The 17,579-nt window shown below is 51.4% G+C and carries 14 protein-coding genes and 1 pseudogene; 7 read left to right on the top strand and 8 right to left on the bottom strand.

Going from position 1 to position 17,579, the window contains the following annotated elements:
* Window position 1: 1 nt before the first annotated feature.
* From ABO04_RS08685 to hslV, 3 genes are read right to left on the bottom strand one after another with little or no spacing between them, the layout of a single operon-like run.
* On the bottom strand, window positions 2-1,180 hold the full coding sequence (locus ABO04_RS08685; RefSeq protein WP_160810266.1) for an acetyl-CoA C-acyltransferase family protein: 1,179 nt from the start codon (window positions 1,178-1,180) through the stop codon (window positions 2-4).
* A gap of 10 nt (window positions 1,181-1,190) precedes the next feature.
* Window positions 1,191-2,522: an ATP-dependent protease ATPase subunit HslU gene (gene hslU / locus ABO04_RS08680; protein WP_160810265.1), complete on the bottom strand. Its 1,332-nt coding sequence runs from the start codon at window positions 2,520-2,522 to the stop codon at window positions 1,191-1,193.
* Window positions 2,523-2,554: 32 nt separating this feature from the next.
* Window positions 2,555-3,076: an ATP-dependent protease subunit HslV gene (hslV, locus tag ABO04_RS08675; protein WP_160810264.1), complete on the bottom strand. Its 522-nt coding sequence runs from the start codon at window positions 3,074-3,076 to the stop codon at window positions 2,555-2,557.
* A 205-nt stretch (window positions 3,077-3,281) separates the two neighbouring features.
* On the opposite strand from hslV, the gene ABO04_RS08670 reads away from it, so the two are divergent.
* Genes ABO04_RS08670 through ABO04_RS08645 form a run of 6 tightly spaced genes read left to right on the top strand, consistent with a single transcriptional unit; the run spans window position 3,282 to window position 9,944 of the window.
* On the top strand, window positions 3,282-3,908 hold the full coding sequence (locus ABO04_RS08670; RefSeq protein WP_240141488.1) for a GspH/FimT family pseudopilin: 627 nt from the start codon (window positions 3,282-3,284) through the stop codon (window positions 3,906-3,908).
* The gene (gene pilV, locus ABO04_RS08665; protein WP_160810263.1) at window positions 3,902-4,345 is read left to right on the top strand and encodes a type IV pilus modification protein PilV; all 444 of its coding nucleotides are present in this window, start codon (window positions 3,902-3,904) and stop codon (window positions 4,343-4,345) included. The genes ABO04_RS08670 and pilV overlap by 7 nt, the downstream gene beginning before the upstream one ends.
* 8 nt (window positions 4,346-4,353) lie before the next feature.
* Window positions 4,354-5,406, top strand: a complete 1,053-nt coding sequence (locus ABO04_RS08660; RefSeq protein ID WP_164504304.1) for a PilW family protein — start codon at window positions 4,354-4,356, stop codon at window positions 5,404-5,406.
* A 24-nt stretch (window positions 5,407-5,430) separates the two neighbouring features.
* Window positions 5,431-6,051, top strand: a complete 621-nt coding sequence (locus tag ABO04_RS08655) for a PilX N-terminal domain-containing pilus assembly protein (RefSeq protein ID WP_160810262.1) — start codon at window positions 5,431-5,433, stop codon at window positions 6,049-6,051.
* A gap of 19 nt (window positions 6,052-6,070) precedes the next feature.
* A complete protein-coding gene (locus tag ABO04_RS08650) occupies window positions 6,071-9,499 on the top strand; it encodes a PilC/PilY family type IV pilus protein (RefSeq protein ID WP_160810261.1) in 3,429 nt (1,142 codons plus the stop codon).
* Between the two features lie 16 nt (window positions 9,500-9,515).
* The gene (locus ABO04_RS08645; protein ID WP_160810260.1) at window positions 9,516-9,944 is read left to right on the top strand and encodes a type IV pilin protein; all 429 of its coding nucleotides are present in this window, start codon (window positions 9,516-9,518) and stop codon (window positions 9,942-9,944) included.
* A 124-nt stretch (window positions 9,945-10,068) separates the two neighbouring features.
* Here the strand turns inward: ABO04_RS08645 and ABO04_RS08640 are convergent, their stop codons facing one another.
* From ABO04_RS08640 to ABO04_RS08625, 4 genes are all read right to left on the bottom strand, one after another.
* On the bottom strand, window positions 10,069-11,937 hold the full coding sequence (locus ABO04_RS08640) for a long-chain fatty acid--CoA ligase (RefSeq protein WP_160810259.1): 1,869 nt from the start codon (window positions 11,935-11,937) through the stop codon (window positions 10,069-10,071).
* Window positions 11,934-14,270 carry an acyl-CoA dehydrogenase gene (locus ABO04_RS08635; RefSeq protein ID WP_160810258.1) on the bottom strand — a complete coding sequence of 779 codons (2,337 nt, stop codon included), beginning with the start codon at window positions 14,268-14,270 and terminating at the stop codon, window positions 11,934-11,936. Before ABO04_RS08635 ends, ABO04_RS08640 begins: the two co-directional genes overlap by 4 nt.
* A gap of 220 nt (window positions 14,271-14,490) precedes the next feature.
* Complete coding sequence (locus tag ABO04_RS08630; RefSeq protein WP_160810257.1) at window positions 14,491-14,871, bottom strand: DoxX family protein; 381 nt, start codon at window positions 14,869-14,871, stop codon at window positions 14,491-14,493.
* A 30-nt stretch (window positions 14,872-14,901) separates the two neighbouring features.
* Window positions 14,902-15,768: a pirin family protein gene (locus ABO04_RS08625; protein ID WP_160810256.1), complete on the bottom strand. Its 867-nt coding sequence runs from the start codon at window positions 15,766-15,768 to the stop codon at window positions 14,902-14,904.
* 156 nt (window positions 15,769-15,924) lie between these two features.
* Between ABO04_RS08625 and ABO04_RS08620 the strand changes: the two genes are divergently transcribed.
* Window positions 15,925-16,839, top strand: a complete 915-nt coding sequence (locus tag ABO04_RS08620) for a LysR family transcriptional regulator (RefSeq protein ID WP_240141487.1) — start codon at window positions 15,925-15,927, stop codon at window positions 16,837-16,839.
* A 74-nt stretch (window positions 16,840-16,913) separates the two neighbouring features.
* Here the strand turns inward: ABO04_RS08620 and ABO04_RS08615 are convergent.
* Window positions 16,914-17,551: pseudogene (locus tag ABO04_RS08615) on the bottom strand (response regulator transcription factor).
* Window positions 17,552-17,579: the final 28 nt, after the last annotated feature.

Genomic DNA, 17,579 nt, shown 5'->3' with positions numbered 1-17,579 from the left:
ATCAGAGTTTTTCAAAAATTGCGGCAATCCCCTGTCCGCCACCGATACACAGGGTGACCAGCGCGTAGCGGCCATTTATACGCTGCAGCTCATAAATGGCCTTGATGACCAGTATACAACCGGACGCACCAATCGGGTGCCCCAGTGCTACAGCACCCCCATTCGGATTGACTGTATCCGGGTCGAAATCCAGTTCCCGGGCGACCGCACATGCCTGGGCAGCAAATGCCTCGTTGGATTCAATGACATCCATGTCAGCCAGACTGAGCCCAGCACGCTTCAGTGCCTGTCTGACTGCGGGCACGGGGCCGATTCCCATGTAACGCGGATCCACTCCGGCATGCCCATAGGCGACCAGACGTGCCATTGGCTGCTGATGATCCCTTTCGGCTGCGCGTTCCTCCATCAGCACCAGCGCAGCAGCGCCATCATTGATGCCGGATGCGTTACCAGCCGTGACTGTGCCGTCTGCCCGAAAAACAGGACGCAGTTTTTCCAGCATTTCCATGCTGAGGTTGTCGCGCGGATGCTGGTCCGTATCAAACATCACTTCACCCTCTCGGGTAGAAATTTCAACGGGTACGATCTGCTTGCGAAAATGGCCACTGCGAATAGCACGAATGGCACGCCGATGACTTTCCAGTGCGAATCGATCCTGTTGCGCACGGGTAACACCCCACTTTTCAGCGATATTTTCCGCAGTAATTCCCATGTGTACTTGGTCAAACGGGTCGGTCAGTGCCCCCACCATCATGTCGATCGCGGTACTGTCTCGCATACGTTGTCCCCAGCGCAGCGCGGGGAGCAAGTACCCTCCCCGGCTCATCGATTCGGCACCGGCAGCAACAGCTACTTCTGTATCGCCCAGTTGAACTGCCTGGGCAGCAGAGATAATAGCCTGCAGCCCACTGCCGCAAACACGATTCAGGGTAAGCGCCGCCACACCCTGTGGCAGACCGGCTTCCAGTGCCGCTACACGTGCCAGATACATATCCTGCGCTTCAGTGGGAATAACATGTCCAGTGATGAGGTGCCCGATCTTGTTGAGATCAACGCTGGCACGGGTAATCGCTTCCCGGATCGTTATGGCTGCCAGCGTGGCGGGCACCAGATCCTTCAGCGCGCCGCCGTAATCACCGATCGCAGTTCTTGCAGCACTGAGAACAACGACATTTCTCATTTAGATGCAGTTACAGTACATAACGCGCCAGATCTTCACTTTGCGAGAGTTTGCCAAGACGTTCATCGACATAGGCAGCATCGATGACATGTGTGCTCCCGCTGTGACGAGTGGCATTGAATGAAATATCTTCCAGCAGTTTTTCCATCACGGTATGCAGCCTTCTGGCACCAATGTTCTCGGTTCTTTCATTGACCGAGAAAGCAATTTCGGCCAGTCGGCCAATGGCATCTTCCGAGAAATTCAGTTCGATTCCCTCGGTTTTCAGTAATGCCTGGTACTGGCGGGTGAGACAGGCATCGGTGTTGGTGAGTATCTGCTTGAAATCCTCGGCACTGAGGTTTTCAAGCTCTACCCGGATTGGAAAACGACCCTGCAGTTCAGGGATCAGATCCGATGGTTTGGTCAGGTGAAACGCGCCGCTGGCGATAAACAGAATATGGTCGGTACGAATCATGCCGTGTTTGGTGGAAATAGTCGTCCCTTCCACCAGTGGCAGCAAGTCCCGCTGAACACCCTGACGTGAAACATCGGAACCGGAGATTTCCGAGCGACTGGTAATTTTATCGATTTCATCGAGGAAGACGATGCCGTTCTGCTCGACATTCTGTACCGCACCCAGCTTCAACTCTTCATCGTTGATCAGGCGGGTAGCTTCTTCTTCGGTCAGCAACTTTCTGGCTTCACGAATATGCAGCTTGCGCATCTTTTTTTTGCCAGCGCCCATGTTCTGGAACATACCCTGAATCTGGGAAGTCAGCTCTTCCATTCCCGGCGGAGCGAAGATTTCCATGCTGGTTTGTGTCATGGCGATCTCGATCTCGATTTCCTTGTCGTCCAGATCACCTTCACGTAATTTTTTACGGAATTTCTGGCGCGTCGCGTTGCTTTCCTCGCTGGAGCCGGCTTCAAAACCCAAGTCGCGAGCAGGTGGCAGCAATGCGTCGAGTATCCGTTCCTCTGCACGATCTTCAGCCAGCGGCTGGTTCTTTCTGATTTCACGCTCGCGCGCCAGCTTGATGGCTGACTCCACCAGATCGCGGATAATGGAGTCGACATCTCGTCCAACGTAGCCTACCTCGGTAAACTTGGTCGCTTCGATCTTGATGAAGGGTGCATCAGCCAGTCTGGCCAGTCGCCTGGCAATTTCGGTCTTGCCCACACCGGTCGGACCGATCATCAGAATATTTTTGGGAGTGATTTCATGGCGCAGGGGTTCATCCACCTGCTGCCGGCGCCAGCGGTTTCTCAGTGCGATTGCGACAGCACGCTTGGCTGTGTCCTGTCCGATGATATGTTTATCCAGTTCATGGACAATTTCCTGCGGAGTCATATGCGACATGATGGGGTTTCCTGATATGGAATGATTTCTGTTTAATCAAGCTGCTCGATAACATGCACCTGATTGGTATAGATGCAGATATCTCCAGCGATTGTAAGCGCCTTGGTAACGATTTCCTTGGGGTTCAGATCGGTATTTTCCAGCAGAGCTCGCGCCGCTGCCTGTGCGTAGGATCCTCCGCTGCCGATAGCTGCAATGCCCTGCTCCGGCTCGATCACATCACCTGCACCTGTAATAATCAGAGTGGCTTCATGATCCGCCACCACCAGCATTGCCTCCAGACGACGCAAGATGCGGTCGGTACGCCAATCCTTGGCAAGCTCGACCGCAGATCGCGTGAGATGTCCCTGATGTTTTTCCAATTTGGCTTCGAAACGCTCGAACAGCGTGAAGGCATCTGCCGTGCCGCCCGCAAATCCAGCCAGCACCTTATCGTGATAAAGCCTGCGTACCTTGCGTGCACTGGCCTTGGCGACGACAGCACCGAGTGTCACCTGGCCATCACCGCCCAATGCTACCTGCTGTCCGCGCCGGACTGATACGATCGTAGTCATATTTTTGTGTTTATGGCGAAAATCCTGATTATAGCGCCGTTTTGCGATGAAATTCAGCTGGCTGACCAGGACATATCGGCGAAACAGGCAAGAAGGCGAACACCATCCAATATGCAGGCGACCTCACAATATTCGTTTGACGCAAAATATACCCTTCAGTGGACCCCTCCCGCGAACACTCTAAAGTTTCCACGGATAGCAGCCGTTGATCCGGGGTACAACCGGAAGAAATACAGCTAACTGGCTCATCATCCAGATAGATATTACCCGGCCGGACAAAAACAGTTTTATCTATGGAAACAACGAAATGACTGTATCTGTCAGCAAGGGTTTCACCATGGTCGAGCTGATGATCACCATCAGTATTGCCTCCATTTTGCTCGCCGTGGCGGTGCCGAGCTATCAATCCCTGATGCGGGAATCGCGCCTGACCACACAGGCAAATGAATTGATGACCGCTCTGCATTATGCCCGCTCCGAAGCCGTAAAACGTGGCGTGCGAGTCACCCTCTGTAAAAGTGCAGACGGCGCAACTTGTAACGGGGATAGCTGGAAAGATGGCTGGCTGATATTCAGTGATAGTGACGCAGGCACGGCCGGCACGGTCGATGGCGCAGATGAAGTATTGCGGGTCTTCCCGGGATTGAAAGGCAGTACGCTCACTACAGGATCCAATTTTGCCAACTGGATTTCCTATCTGCCCAATGGGCGTAACCAGGGGAGTGGCAATCTGCCTAATGGAACATTCAGTCTATGTAACCAGGCCAGTGGCCGCAACATTAAAGTGAATAAGGCCGGCCGGCCAAGAGTGGAGAAAGTGGCATCATGCTGAATACTTATCAACGTTACCAAACGGGTATCAGCATGGTCGAAGTGCTGGTAGCGATCATCGTTCTGTCAATCGGATTGCTTGGGCTGGCAGGATTACAGACAGTCGGCCTCAAGCACAACCAGAGCGCCAATTTCCGCTCGATTGCTTCCATGATGGCGTACAGCATTCTGGACAGCATGCGAGCCAATCGGGTCGCGGCTGGAGAAGGTGGCTACGCTCCAGCTAAAGATTCTGCCGGGACGGAAACAAAAGCAGAAAGTTTGGCGTTTCCGGAACAGGATATGAAAGCCTGGCTGAAAGAACTTGCGCTGCGTCTGCCAGAGGGTACTGGCACAGTTGATGTGGATATCGACAATAAAGTAACCATCACCATTCAGTGGGACGATAGCCGTGGCGCACTGGCTGCGCAGCAGTTTGTCATGACCACCCGGCTGTGACAGCCGATATGAAAAGCATACAGATCAATCACACATTCAGCCGGAATCAGCAGGGCCTGACACTGGTGGAAATGATGGTTGCCATGACTATCGGGTTGGTACTGCTGGGCGGAATGGTAACAGTGTTGTCTTCCAGCCAGAACACCTACCGTGTCAACGAAGCATTGGCAAGAATGCAGGAAAATGCACGCTATGCCTTCCAGCTTTTATCCCGTGATGTCCGCATGGCAGGATACCAAGGTTGTATGGGCGATGGAATCGCGGTAACCAACGTACTCAACAATAACACTGGCTTTTTATGGAGATTTGATCAACCTTTGGAGGGATTTGAAGCAACCAACGCAAGTATACCTTCTGAAGTGACTTCTCCACTGCAAGGGCGAGATCTTATTGTGGCGAGAAGTGTGGAAGGCAGTTATGCCAGGGTGATTTCGCATGCATCAGCCTCTGCCAGTCTTGAGATTGCGTCAGAGAGCGAGCCGAAAAGCAGTAAAAGTGATCAGGATTTTGCAAAAGAACTGACAAACCATTTTAAAGACCCAAAGAATGTCTTTTTAGCTCTGGTAAATAATTGTCAGGGTGCCGCTGTTTTCCAGGTGACAGGTATCGGCAGTGCATCTGATCGGATAACTCTTGAACACAAGGGTGAGCTCAATTCCAAGGAGGATCTTGGCCGGGTATTCACAGGCGGAGAAGTGATGCGGGTCAGTGCCAGGTCTTACTACATCCGGACAAACTCCGGAGGTATTCCTTCACTTTACTGGAAAAAAGGAGAAAGCGATGCTGAGGAACTGGTTGAAGGCATAGAGAATATGCAGATTCAATACGGTGAAGATACCAATGAAGACCGGGCAGCCGATATTTATCGGACAGCAAATCAAGTGACCAACTGGGGTAACGTGGTCAGCGTGCGTATCGAGCTGCTGCTGCAATCTGTGGAAGATGGTATTGCCAGCCAACCACAAACCTATACTTTCAATGGCAACACGGTAACACCTGCCGACCGGCGACTGCGCCAGGCATTTTCCACTGTCATTTCACTGCGCAACCGCGCTCCCTGACTACTCCTCGGCAGAACAAGAAACATGGACACAATTTCTTCAGCAGATTCCGGCAGTAACAAAGATCCGTTTTTTAAGCCTAAACAGGCGACAGACAGCAGGTGGCAAATAGTGATCCGGCGCTTTCATATCAATGACGAAGCGGCTATAGCTTTTTCTCAGCGGGGGGCCGTGCTGGTGACCGGACTGATTTTTCTGGTGATCCTGACATTGATCGGGACAACCGCTCTGCAGAGCACCTTGCTGGAAGAAAAAATGGCAGGCAACCTGCGCGATGAAACGCTCGCTTTTCAGGCGGCAGAAGCGGCATTGCGATCGGGCGAGCGCTTTCTTGAGCAGGTCACCCTTCCGGAATTCAATGGTTCGGACGGGTTATATCACTATGCGGATTCTCCGGCTCCTGATCTCGTTAACTGGAAAGATTGGGAAACCAGTGGAAAAACAGCTGATGTCGTCATAGATGGTGTGACCAGCCAGCCTCGTTACATTATCGAGCAACTCCCCAGCGTCCCGCTGATGGGGGACAGTGGTAGTGCCCAGCAATCCGGTGCATCGCTGAATGCAATTATGTTCCGCATTGTGGCACAAGGTACGGGTGGCACGACAGCCACCACTGTTCTGCTACAAAGCACATACCGACGCTAGAAAAGGAAAGAATCCGATTATGAAAACAGCACATGGCGCGACAAACGCGCGGGTGTTCACGGCATGCTTGCTCTGCATGCTGATCCGGATTGAAAATGTGGGTGCAACGCTGAATCTGTCCGATGCGCCCCTGTTCCTGACAACCGCTGTTGATCCCAACATCATTTTCACACTGGATGACTCCGGTTCGATGCAGTTCGAGATCATGCCGGATGAGCTGATTAACAATAACGTACGTTTTGTTTATCCCGTCAGATCAGGGACTTATGGTGGAGACACCTATGGCAACTATGTGGTTGGCTTTGATGCAGATAATAAGTTTACCGCCAGCTTGCGCTCCAGCCATGTCAATAAAATTTACTACAACCCGGAGGTACGCTACCTGCCATGGAGCAAAGCAGATGGATCCTTGATGGATAACGCCAGCATTACCTGTGCACCTCATAATCCATGGTCCATCCCCAATAAAAATGACTCTACTAAAGATTGCCGTGACTTAACTGCGAACAATACACAAAGTGCAGGCTGGCTTCAAAATAACAATACCCTAAAAACAGAATCTCGAACTTTCTACCCGGCGGTCTATTTTCAATACAAAGGAAGTGGCAACACCGATTTAGCCAGCAGCTACACGCAGATAGAAATCAAATCCAGCACACCAACCTATACAGGTGGCCCGGATCGTAAGGATTGTGCAGCTGCTCCGACATGTACCTACGACGAAGAAATCCAGAATTTTGCTAACTGGTACACCTATTACCGCTCCCGGGTGTTGCTGGCACGTGCCGGTGTCGGCCGTGCATTTGCGGCACAAAGTAAAAACATGCGGGTTGCATTTGGAGCGATTAATAAGGGAAGTACTACCATAGATGGCAAATCCACAAATACACTCATCACAGGTGTTCGACCGTTTTCTATTGCGAATAAAGCTGATTTCTTCGACAAGCTTTATCAGCACACTATTCCAGCTGCTGGTACACCGTTACGCACCGCCATGCAAGGTGTTGGTGAATATCTGATGCGTAATGATGATCAGGGACCATGGAGTGATACGCCGGGACAAAGCGGCGGTGTTCAGCCGATTTGCCGACAAAATTATCATATTCTGATGACAGATGGCTATTGGGAAAGTGGCAGAGCCAGTCCAACGGGTATCGGTAATGCTGATAATGCTGTTGGTGACATCATTACCAATCATTTTCCCAACGCAGCACCGGTAACTTATCAGTACAAACCGGCTTTACCCTACTCGGATAAATACAGCAATACCCTCGCTGATGTAGCAATGCATTACTGGAAAACTGATCTGCGCCCTGATCTGGACAACAAGGTACCGACCAACGCCAAAGACCCGGCTTTCTGGCAGCACATGGTGAATTTTACAGTTGGGCTGGGGGTCGAGGGGACATTGTCCAGTCTGCCGAGTAGTTCGGACAGCTGGCCGGATCCAACAACCAATACAGCCAGGAAAGAGAAGATCGATGATCTCTGGCACGCCGCAGTCAACAGCCGAGGTGAGTTCTTCAGTGCTCAGAATCCAGCCACTTTCGCCAGTGGATTGAGTAACACATTGACCAATATTACGGCCAAAATCAGTTCTGCGGCTGCAGTCACCACCAATACCAGTCGGCTCAACACCGGCGCGCAGATTTATCAGGCAAAGTTCAACAGTGCCAACTGGAGCGGGCAGCTACTGGCGTTCAATCTGGAATCCGACAGATCGCTGGGTGCGTTGCAATGGGAAGCTTCCGGACAATTGCCGGCACATGCTGCCCGGAAAATTTTCACGCATAACGGGACGACCAGCCTGGCATTCACTGCTGCCAATTTTTCCTCACTGTCTGCAACACAACAAACAGCATTGGATCAGAATCCATCAGGCATCAGTGATAAACAAGGCATGCTCCGCGCCGGGTGGCTGCGAGGTGATCAAAGTGGTGAAATCAGTCAGGGAGGAAGTTTCCGCAACCGGAACAACGGCGTACTCGGTGATATCGTCAACTCGGATCTGCTGTATATCAAATCACTCGATTTCAGCTATGATTTGCTGCCGGATGAGGTACCCGGGAAGGCGTCCTACCACAGTTACAGACAGGCCAGTAATAGTCGCACTCCAGTGGTGTATACCGGCGCCAACGATGGCATGCTGCATGCATTTAATGCAGAAACCGGGGAAGAGCTGTTCGCTTATGTTCCCGCTGCCGTTTATCTTCAACTGAACAAGCTGACTGATCCCGGTTATACACATCGTTATTATGTCGACGGCAACGCCTATGCCGGGGATGCCTACATTGGTGTAACACCCGCCTGGAAAACGGTATTGCTGGGAACGCTGGGCGGTGGTGGCAAAAGTGTGTTTGCACTGGATATTACCGATCCGGTCAATTTTTACGCATCAAATGTACTGTGGGAATTTACTGATGCTGACTTGGGCTTCGTCCACGGCCAGGCCAAAATTGCCCGGCTGAACGATGGCTCCTGGGCAGCAATTATCGGCAATGGTTATAACAGTACGGATGATAAAGCTTTTCTATTTATAGTTAATCTACGGACAGGCGCATTGATCAAAAAAATCCCGACCAATACCAGTATAAACAACGGTCTCTCTAGCCCAGCGCTGATCGATACCAATAATGACAAGATCATTGATGTTGTTTATGCGGGTGATTTGCAGGGCAATATCTGGAAATTTGATCTGTCTCAATCTGATACTAACCAATGGGATGTAGCATATAAATCCGGTAGCACCGGCTTACCGCTCTTTACTGCCAGAAATGCCAGCAATGAGGTACAACCTATCACTTCTCCTGTGGAGGTGGGATTCCATAAACAAGGAGGCTATATGGTTTTCTTTGGTACCGGCCAATTCATTGCTTCTGGCGATGCCACCGACACGAAGGTACAAAGTCTGTATGGCATCTGGGACAAAGGCAGCCTGATTGCGGAAACAAATCGCAGTGTGCTGCAGCAGCAAACCATTACTGCTGAAACAGCCATCCCGCCTTTTGAGCGCACTATTTCCGATCATTCGATCGACTGGGAAACCAAACGCGGCTGGTATATTGATTTGCCACAGTCAGATACTGAACCAGCAGAACGTGCAGTCATCATGCCCATGCTGAATTTCGGCCGCATTATTTTCACCACGCTGATTCCTTCTACGGATCCATGTGAAGCGGGTGGACGTAACTGGCTGATGCTGCTGAATGCTGAAAACGGCGGGATGATGTCTTTGCCACAGTTCGATGTGAATCATGATGGTAAGTTGGACAGTGGAGATCGGGTAATTTCCGGAATCAGCTCTGATGGTATTCGCAGTGAATCGGCCGCGATCAATGCTGGTAGTCTGACCCATCTGATTGCAGCCACAACGACCGGTGCGATTGAGAAGATAACCATCAATAATGGTGGATCACCCTCGCGCCGATCCTGGAAACAACTACAGTAGCAGGAGAATCCGTTAAATGAGTGAAACTCGGAGACATACAGGAAACAGCGGATTCACGCTGATCGAAATGATGGTGGTCGTGGCCATCATCGGAATTCTGGCAGCGATTGCCTATCCGTCTTACCAGGAATATGTTCGACGTGCCAATCGCACCGAAGCCAGAGGTATCCTGCTGGAAATGGCGCAACTGCTGGAGCGGAACTTTACCGAAGCCAACAGCTACAAAAATTTTGCGCTGCCAGTTACGCAATCTCCTCGAACAGGAACAGCAAAATACGCTATTCAGTTTGCAGAAGGTACGCCAACACAAAATACTTATACGCTGGAAGCCGTGCCGAAAGGCTCCATGGCAGGAGATGCCTGTGGGACGTTAACGCTGACCCAAACGGGTGTCAGTGGCGTAAGTGGAGCTACCTTGACTGATGCCGAATGCTGGCAGCGATAAACCAGGATTTTTCATCAAGCCGCATCCTGCCATCCTGATAGATGCGCCCCGCTGCCGGATTCAGGTTGAACTGAATTTGTGATCTGCCTCGTCTGCTGACAGAAACAGATGCGAGTCATCATTATTACGAGCGGAAAAGGTTATTCGGATTTGCCTGACGACTGACATAAAGTTTGTCAATTTCGGTCTGGTAATGCTCGTAAATCTTTTTTCGCTTCAGTTTGAGGGTGGGCGTAAGCATTTCGTTATCAATCGTCCAGGGTTCGGCAATCAGCAGTGCACGATGAATTTTGGCATAACCGGGAAATTCACTGATCTGCCGGGCAATCTTTTCCAGGATAATTTCCTCGGCATATTCGTCACAAATCAGTGCACGTGGATCATTCTTGGCATTGCAGTGCGTAGCAACTGCTTCCCATCCATACTTGCTCAGGACAACCAGCGCACTCAGATAGGAACGTCCTTCACCAACGACCATAACCTGCTCGAAGATCGGATCATGCAAAATAGCCGCTTCCATGTCAGTGGGTGGTATTTTTTCACCGGTGGATGTGACGATAATATCCTTCAGCCGACCGGTAATGGTAATTCTTCCCTGTTCGTCGATCTGCGCGGTATCTCCGGAATCAAGCCATCCGTCTACGGATAAAATGGCACGAGTTGCTTCCGGGTTATCCCAGTAACCGAGCATAATGTTCGGACCACGAATCAGCAGGGCATTCTGCTCACCCAGCTTGACTTCCACTCCGGGAACAGGTTTGCCGACACTTGCCGGAACATTATCATCCAGCCGATTGGCACAGACGACCGGACTGGTTTCAGTCAGACCATAACCCTGCAGGACGGGTAATCCCAGGCCGATGAAGACACGGGATACTTCCGGTGATAGTGCCGCGCCACCACTCATGACCTGCCATAAACGTCCTCCCAGTTTTTCCATGATCTTGCGGGCAACCAGTCGATCAAGCAGCGGCCACAACAGGTGTGAAATACGCCAGCCAGTGCGTTTCTGCTGATATTCAAACCGACTGTATCCCACCTCGACAGCCAGCTTGAACAACATTCTGGCAATCGCAGGGCCCGCGGCCAGTTTTTCCTGGATACCCACATAGATTTTCTCGTAGACTCTGGGCACTGAAATCAGGATAGTCGGCCGAATGATCAGTAAATCTTCCTGCAACTGGCGGACAGATCGGGCATAAGCGATTGCAGCACCACACAGCATAGGGGTGTAATAGCCGGCAGTACGTTCGAATGTGTGGGACAGCGGCAAAAAGGACAGCAATATATCATCCGGTGTCACGGTGACAACTTGTGCGCAGCCGTGTGCGTTGGACAGGATGTTATGGTGGCTCAGCATAACGCCCTTCGGGCGCCCGGTTGTTCCGGAAGTGTAAATAATGGTCGCCAGGGAATGGGGTTGATTTTCAATGGCAGGAATATCACCCGGCTCCTCTGGCAACCAGTCTTGCAGTGCGATTGCACGCTGATCACCCGTCTGACGCACATCTTCTGACGTGGCATTCATAATGACGATACGCTTCAATTGCTGAAGCTGTTCGGCCACTCCGCTTAATGCATCCCACCGTACCATATTCTCCAGCAACAGCAGGCTTGCGCCCGCATTATCGAGACACCAGACAGCATTTTCAGCCCTGTCCTCGATATAAAGCGGCACAACCACCAGTCCCAATCCAAGTGCAGCCTGTTCAAACATGACCCACTGCGGGCAATTACGCACCATGATAGCCACCCGGTCACCAGGAGAAAGATTTTCCCGGGAAAGCGAAGTCTGCCAGAGCCTGACAGCGGCAGCCATTTCTTCCCACGTGTAATCCTGCCAGATTTCCTGACTGACATCGTAGTCCCGATAAGCGATTGCCCAGGGAGAACAGCGAACCCGTTCTCGGAACAATCCGTCGAGTGTCCGGGCCGTTTCAATGGAGATCATATCCACATTGCAGGAAGGTATTGCAGCAGTTGTATGGTTCATACGGGCGTTTCTCCCTGTTGATCGTCCACCTGCCGTAAGTCGGGAGAAAAATCATCCACCATAATGACACGGCGACGCAAGATCTGCATGCGTTCAAGCGAAGCAGCTTCACTATCGGTAATAATGCCTTGTGCCAGCGCCTTGCTGATTTGCTCCTCTTCATCGGAGGGCAATGTTTTATCTTTGACTGCCCGTTTCAGCCTGGCCTCAATCGGTTCGCACTCAACAGCACATGCCATGGCTTGTCCGAGTAATGCAAGTGGATCATTTTCTGCGGTGGGCAAATAGATACCTGCTGTCAGACGGTCACGTGCCGCTCCGGGAGTCAGGATGAGCCGGGCAACTTCGTGCGAGAGTGCATCAGCAGGCGGCAGGCAGCGCATGCCGAGCGGAAAAATCATGAATCGCAGTCCCCCCCGTATTATCCTGCCTGCCGGGAAATTAAGCAGGAATTCATGGAAGGCCTGCTGCATGCGATACAACGCATCCTGCATGGACCAGTGCAGAAATGGCAGATCCGCAACGGGACGACCATCATCCTCAAAACGCTTGAGCGTGGCTGAGCACAGGTACAACATACTAAGAATATCGCCCAGACGGGCAGACAAGCGTTCACGCCGTTTGAGTACGCCACCCAGCTTCAACATGGCGCTATCCGCCAGCAGCGCAAAGGAAGCGGAGAAACGAGTCAGCTGCCGGTAGTAATTTATTGTTTCATCCGCCGCATCTGCCGGTACTGCTTTAATCAGTCGCTGGCTGATACCAAAAGCCAGACTGCAGACTGCATTGCGTAAGGTAAAGGTAACATGTTCGGTCAATGCCTTATCAAACGCTTGCAGACTGCGCTTCCTGCTCTGATCCCAGACTGCGCTGATTTCCCGCAGTATGAAAGGGTGGGCACGAATCGCGCCCTGTCCGAAGATGATCAGGTTGCGTGTCAGGATATTTGCGCCTTCCACCGTGATGCCTACTGGTGTCTGCTGATAGGTTCTTGCCAGATAATTGGAGGGCCCGAGACAGATCCCCTTGCCGCCGTGAATATCCATAGCGTCATTAATGGCCTGCCGGCTGCGTTCGGTCAGATGATATTTGACAATTGCAGAAATCACCGAAGGTTCTTCACCCAGATCCACCGCACCGGCAGTCATTACCCGCGCAGCATCCATCATGTAGGTGTTACCGGCAATACGGGCAAGCGCTTCTTCCACACCTTCAAAATAACCAACCGGCAATTTGAATTGCACACGTACCCGGCCGTAGGCGCCACTGCTCCAGGCAGCAAGCTTGGCTGCGCCGACACTGGTAGCCGGCAGTGAAATTGACCGTCCAACGGAGAGGCTGTTCATCAACATGCGCCAGCCCTGCCCCGCTTTATCCTGCCCGCCGATGATCCAGTCCATTGGAATGAAAACATCCTTGCCAAAGTTGGGTCCGTTTTGAAAAACACCATTCAGGGGGAAATGCCTGCGGCCAATGCTGATGCCCGGCATATTGGTCGGAATCAGCGCAAGCGTGATACCGATTTCTTTTTCATTTCCAAGCAACCCATCCGGGTCATGTAACCTGAAGGCGACTCCCAGCAGTGTAGCAATCGGCCCCAGTGTGATGTAGCGTTTCTCCCAGTTGATGCGTATCCCCAGCACATCGGGCTGGCCATTAAATTCGGCGCGACAGACCACACCTGTATCGGGCATTGCCCCCGCATCCGAGCCGGCATCCGGCCCGGTCAGCGCAAAACAGGGAATTTCGGAACCATTGGCCAGGCGCGGCAGGTAGTGGTTTTTCTGCTCCTCTGTTCCATAATGCAGCAGCAATTCGGCGGGGCCGAGTGAATTAGGCACCATGACTGTGACTGCTGCGGTATTACTGCGCGAGCTGATTTTCATCACCACTTCCGAATGTGCCAGCGCGGAAAAACCAAGTCCGCCATATTCCTTCGGGATAATCAGGGCAAAAAAATGGTTCTCCCGGATGAATTGCCAGACATGCGGAGGAAGATCACGCCGCTCATGCGTGATATGCCATTCATCCAGCATGGCACACAACTGCTCGACCGGGCCATCGAGAAAAGCCTGTTCTTCTGCACTCAAAACAGGTTTGGGATAGGCCAGCAGTTTGTTCCAGTCCGGTTTGCCACTGAATAATTCGCCTTCCCACCAGACTGTACCGGCATCGAGCGCCTCCTGCTCAGTTTGTGAAATCTGCGGAAGCAGCTTGCTAAAGATTCGCAAGGCAAGATTGGAGACAATATTACGGCGCAGGAATGGCACTGTGAATAACGCCACGATAAGAACAAGCAACGCGACGAACAGGAAAAAAAGAAACTCGGACATGACCTTCTCCATGTTTTTTAGTGATTGTTTATCGTTACACTACCCGAGAACAGGGCACTGTCAAGATTTGTTTATGCCATATTTTTTGTGGATGGAAGTCGCCAGACTATGATCCGCATTCAAATGAGATCATAAGTAAGCAGTATACCCGCACGTCAATTAAAGAACCCGGCTGCATGCAGCCGGGTTTTCAGTCAATCCTGAACAATCCACAATTTCATCAGGATTTGCCGCAACGGCTATCCAGGCTGTAGCCACCAGCACCATGTACGGCCAGCAGTATGAAGCCACCCGCGATGGCAATATTTTTCATGAATATAATCATTTGCACCTGATCGGCAAAATCATTGTGAAAAATCGCTGCAGCTGCCAGTGTAAACAATGCCAGTGCGATAGCCACCAGCCGGGTTTGCCATCCAACAATGATTGCCAGGCCACCCCCAGCCTCAAGCGCTATTACCAGCGGCAATAGTGTTCCTGGTATACCCATCGCTTCCATATAGCCTTGTGTACCGGCATAGTCACCGATTTTTGCAATGCCCGAAAGCAGAAATATCTGTGCCAGAAACAAGCGGGCGATAAATTCACTGACTTTTCCCATGTAAGCCTCCCTCGTTAATGAATAGCCAACTTATTGTTTACGTTTGACCCACGCCCGATCCCGTACAAGCTGATTAGAATGATAATCCGCCAGTGCCTGATCGATTTCTTCACGTGTGTTCATGACAAACGGGCCGTACTGCACAATCGGCTCACGAACCGGCTGGCCGCTGACCACGATAAAACGCGCACCCTCCTTGCCTGCGACAAAATCGAAAGCACCCTCATCCGTATCTGCTGTGACCAGCGAATGTAATGCGACATTTTGTCCATTAAACTGCCCATCACCTTCGAATACATAAATGAAGCTGGTATTCTGCACCGGCAGCCAGTGCTGAAAATGCCGCCCAGGCCGCAGCTCGACATCGAAGTAAGTCACCTGCGTCAGATCATCCTGAATTGGCGCAACGACATCACCAAACCGGCCAATCAACACTTTCAGCCGGTAATCTCCTGTTTCTACAACCGGGAAAGCAGCTGCGGGAAATTCCTGATATTCCGGATGATCCATTTTATGAGCGGCCGGCAGGTTGATCCACAGCTGAAAACCGCGCAGCAGGCCATTTTCCTGTTTTGGCATTTCGGAATGAATAACTCCGCTGGCTGCTTTCATCCATTGCGCCGCACCTGGCTCAAGATTACCCGTGTTGCCCATGCTGTCCTGATGCTGCATACGACCGTCCAGCATATAAGTAAAAGTGACAAATCCCCGATGCGGATGTGACGGAAAACCAGCAATGTAATCGTTCGGATTCTCGCTGCCGATGTGATCCAGCAACATGAAAGGATCATAATTACGCAATGTCGGCGTACCAATCGTGCGATGCACCATTACACCTGCCCCTTCGCGTACAGCCGTTGCGGGAATAATTCGTACTGCGTTCACTGATGTATTCATTGTTTCTTCCTCCTGTGAAGTATTGATAACTTCTGTCTGCTGAAAACATTATCGTAGTTGTTACAATAGGAATAAAGATAACTTTACAGAAATAATTGTTCCTGTATAAGCAACAATAACAGCAAGCAAGGCAATGCAATGGATCGATTTGAAAATATGAATACGTTTGTACGTATCGTGGAAGCAGGCAGTATCAGTGCCGCAGCAGATCGCATGAATACGGCAAAATCTGTTGTCAGCCGACGTTTGAAGGAACTCGAAGCGCACTTGGGAGTTGAATTATTCCACCGCACCACCCGGCGGCTGAATCTCACCGACAGCGGACGGACTTTTTATCAGCAATCCGTGCGGATTCTCGCTGATATTCTCGAAGCTGAACACGCCATATCGCAATCTCACGGTGCGCTGCAGGGAAGTCTAAAGGTGGCAGTTCCACTCAGTTTCGGGTTGATGCATCTGGGCCCGGCCATCACTGCATTTCTGCAAACTCACCCGAATATTGAGTTCGATCTGGATTTCAGCGATCGGCAGGTTGACTTACTGGCGGAGGGTTTTGACCTTGCCATCCGCATTGCCGATCTGCCCGATTCCAGTCTGATTGCGCGCCGTCTTGCATCGATTCAATTCATCATGTGCGCAAGTCCAGCGTATCTCGAACGCATGGGCAGACCACAAGCGCCAGAAGAGCTCATAAAGCATCACTGCCTGGTATACAACCTGATCGGCAATACAAGCCACTGGAATATTTATGATGCTGCGGGACAGTTGACCAAAACCCGAATCATTCCTTACCTGAAAGCCAGTAGTGGCGAATATCTTCGGGATGTAGCCGTTGAGGGGCTAGGCATCATACTGTTGCCGGGTTTCATTGTTTACCGGGAAATCGAACGTGGCGCACTGATACCGGTATTAACCCAATACCACTACGCACAACTGACCGCCTATGCCATCTACCCGCAAACCCGCCACCTCTCACAGCGCGTCAGAGCGTTCGTCGATTTTCTGGGCAAGCGGTTTGAGGAAATGCCTTACTGGGATGTTTGCCTGCACAATGCAGGAAAGATTTCATGATCCTGAATCCGGCAGCTGGATGCGTCTGTCGATTCTCTTATCGCAATGTCAGGCAAGGCACAACAAAGGGGCAATCAATCAACCAGATTGTGCATGATGGCATAGCGAATCAATTCGCTGTTGTTGGTCAGCTTCAGTTTCTCCAACAAGCGGGCGCGATAAACACTGACAGTTTTCGGGCTCAGGCACATTTCCTCCGAAATTCCGGAAAGCCCCTTACCGGAGGCAATCAGGCACAGCGTCTGATATTCCCGATCGGATAACGCAGCGTGCAGCGGCCGATTCGTATCTGTGGTGATTGCGTTCGCCAGCTCCATTGCCAGCGCAGGGGTAATGAATTTTCGTCCGGATGCAACCTGGCGAATCGCGGTAACCAGTTGCGCCGGGGCGCTCTGCTTGTTCAGGTAGCCGGCTGCTCCCGCCTTGAGGGCACGGATCGCAAACTCACTTTCATTGTGCATACTCAACATCAGTACCGCCAGATCCGGGCATTCCTTCTTGATTTGTTTGAGCACATCAAGCCCGTTCCGGTCCGGTCCGGTAGTGAAATATCCAGCAACATCACATCAAACGCCTGCTGTCGCACAACTCTCACCGCCTGAAAACCGCTTTCCGCCTCTCCGGCTACACTGATATCTCTCGTCTCGCTCAGAATTTGCTTGAGTCCCTGACGCACAATCGCGTGATCATCCGTGATCATCACCCTAATCATGATTTCACCTTTACGCTGTCAGCCGATC

Origin of the sequence: Nitrosomonas sp. HPC101 (genome assembly GCF_009833125.1) — a bacterium.
In the GTDB taxonomy this organism is placed as follows: domain Bacteria; phylum Pseudomonadota; class Gammaproteobacteria; order Burkholderiales; family Nitrosomonadaceae; genus Nitrosomonas.
The sequence above is the reverse complement of the archived record's forward strand: the minus strand, read 5'-3'. Positions and strand labels throughout refer to the sequence as shown.

What these genes read in the sequence shown, in the direction of transcription:
- hslV (WP_160810264.1), bottom strand. Translation starts at nt 3,076, where the DNA reads ATGACTACGATCGTATCAGTCCGGCGCGGACAGCAGGTAGCATTGGGC.
- ABO04_RS08620 (WP_240141487.1), top strand. Translation starts at nt 15,925, where the DNA reads ATGAATACGTTTGTACGTATCGTGGAAGCAGGCAGTATCAGTGCCGCA.
- ABO04_RS08655 (WP_160810262.1), top strand. Translation starts at nt 5,431, where the DNA reads ATGGACACAATTTCTTCAGCAGATTCCGGCAGTAACAAAGATCCGTTT.
- ABO04_RS08645 (WP_160810260.1), top strand. Translation starts at nt 9,516, where the DNA reads ATGAGTGAAACTCGGAGACATACAGGAAACAGCGGATTCACGCTGATC.
- ABO04_RS08625 (WP_160810256.1), bottom strand. Translation starts at nt 15,768, where the DNA reads ATGAATACATCAGTGAACGCAGTACGAATTATTCCCGCAACGGCTGTA.
- hslU (WP_160810265.1), bottom strand. Translation starts at nt 2,522, where the DNA reads ATGTCGCATATGACTCCGCAGGAAATTGTCCATGAACTGGATAAACAT.
- ABO04_RS08635 (WP_160810258.1), bottom strand. Translation starts at nt 14,270, where the DNA reads ATGTCCGAGTTTCTTTTTTTCCTGTTCGTCGCGTTGCTTGTTCTTATC.
- pilV (WP_160810263.1), top strand. Translation starts at nt 3,902, where the DNA reads ATGCTGAATACTTATCAACGTTACCAAACGGGTATCAGCATGGTCGAA.
- ABO04_RS08640 (WP_160810259.1), bottom strand. Translation starts at nt 11,937, where the DNA reads ATGAACCATACAACTGCTGCAATACCTTCCTGCAATGTGGATATGATC.
- ABO04_RS08650 (WP_160810261.1), top strand. Translation starts at nt 6,071, where the DNA reads ATGAAAACAGCACATGGCGCGACAAACGCGCGGGTGTTCACGGCATGC.
- ABO04_RS08685 (WP_160810266.1), bottom strand. Translation starts at nt 1,180, where the DNA reads ATGAGAAATGTCGTTGTTCTCAGTGCTGCAAGAACTGCGATCGGTGAT.
- ABO04_RS08660 (WP_164504304.1), top strand. Translation starts at nt 4,354, where the DNA reads ATGAAAAGCATACAGATCAATCACACATTCAGCCGGAATCAGCAGGGC.
- ABO04_RS08630 (WP_160810257.1), bottom strand. Translation starts at nt 14,871, where the DNA reads ATGGGAAAAGTCAGTGAATTTATCGCCCGCTTGTTTCTGGCACAGATA.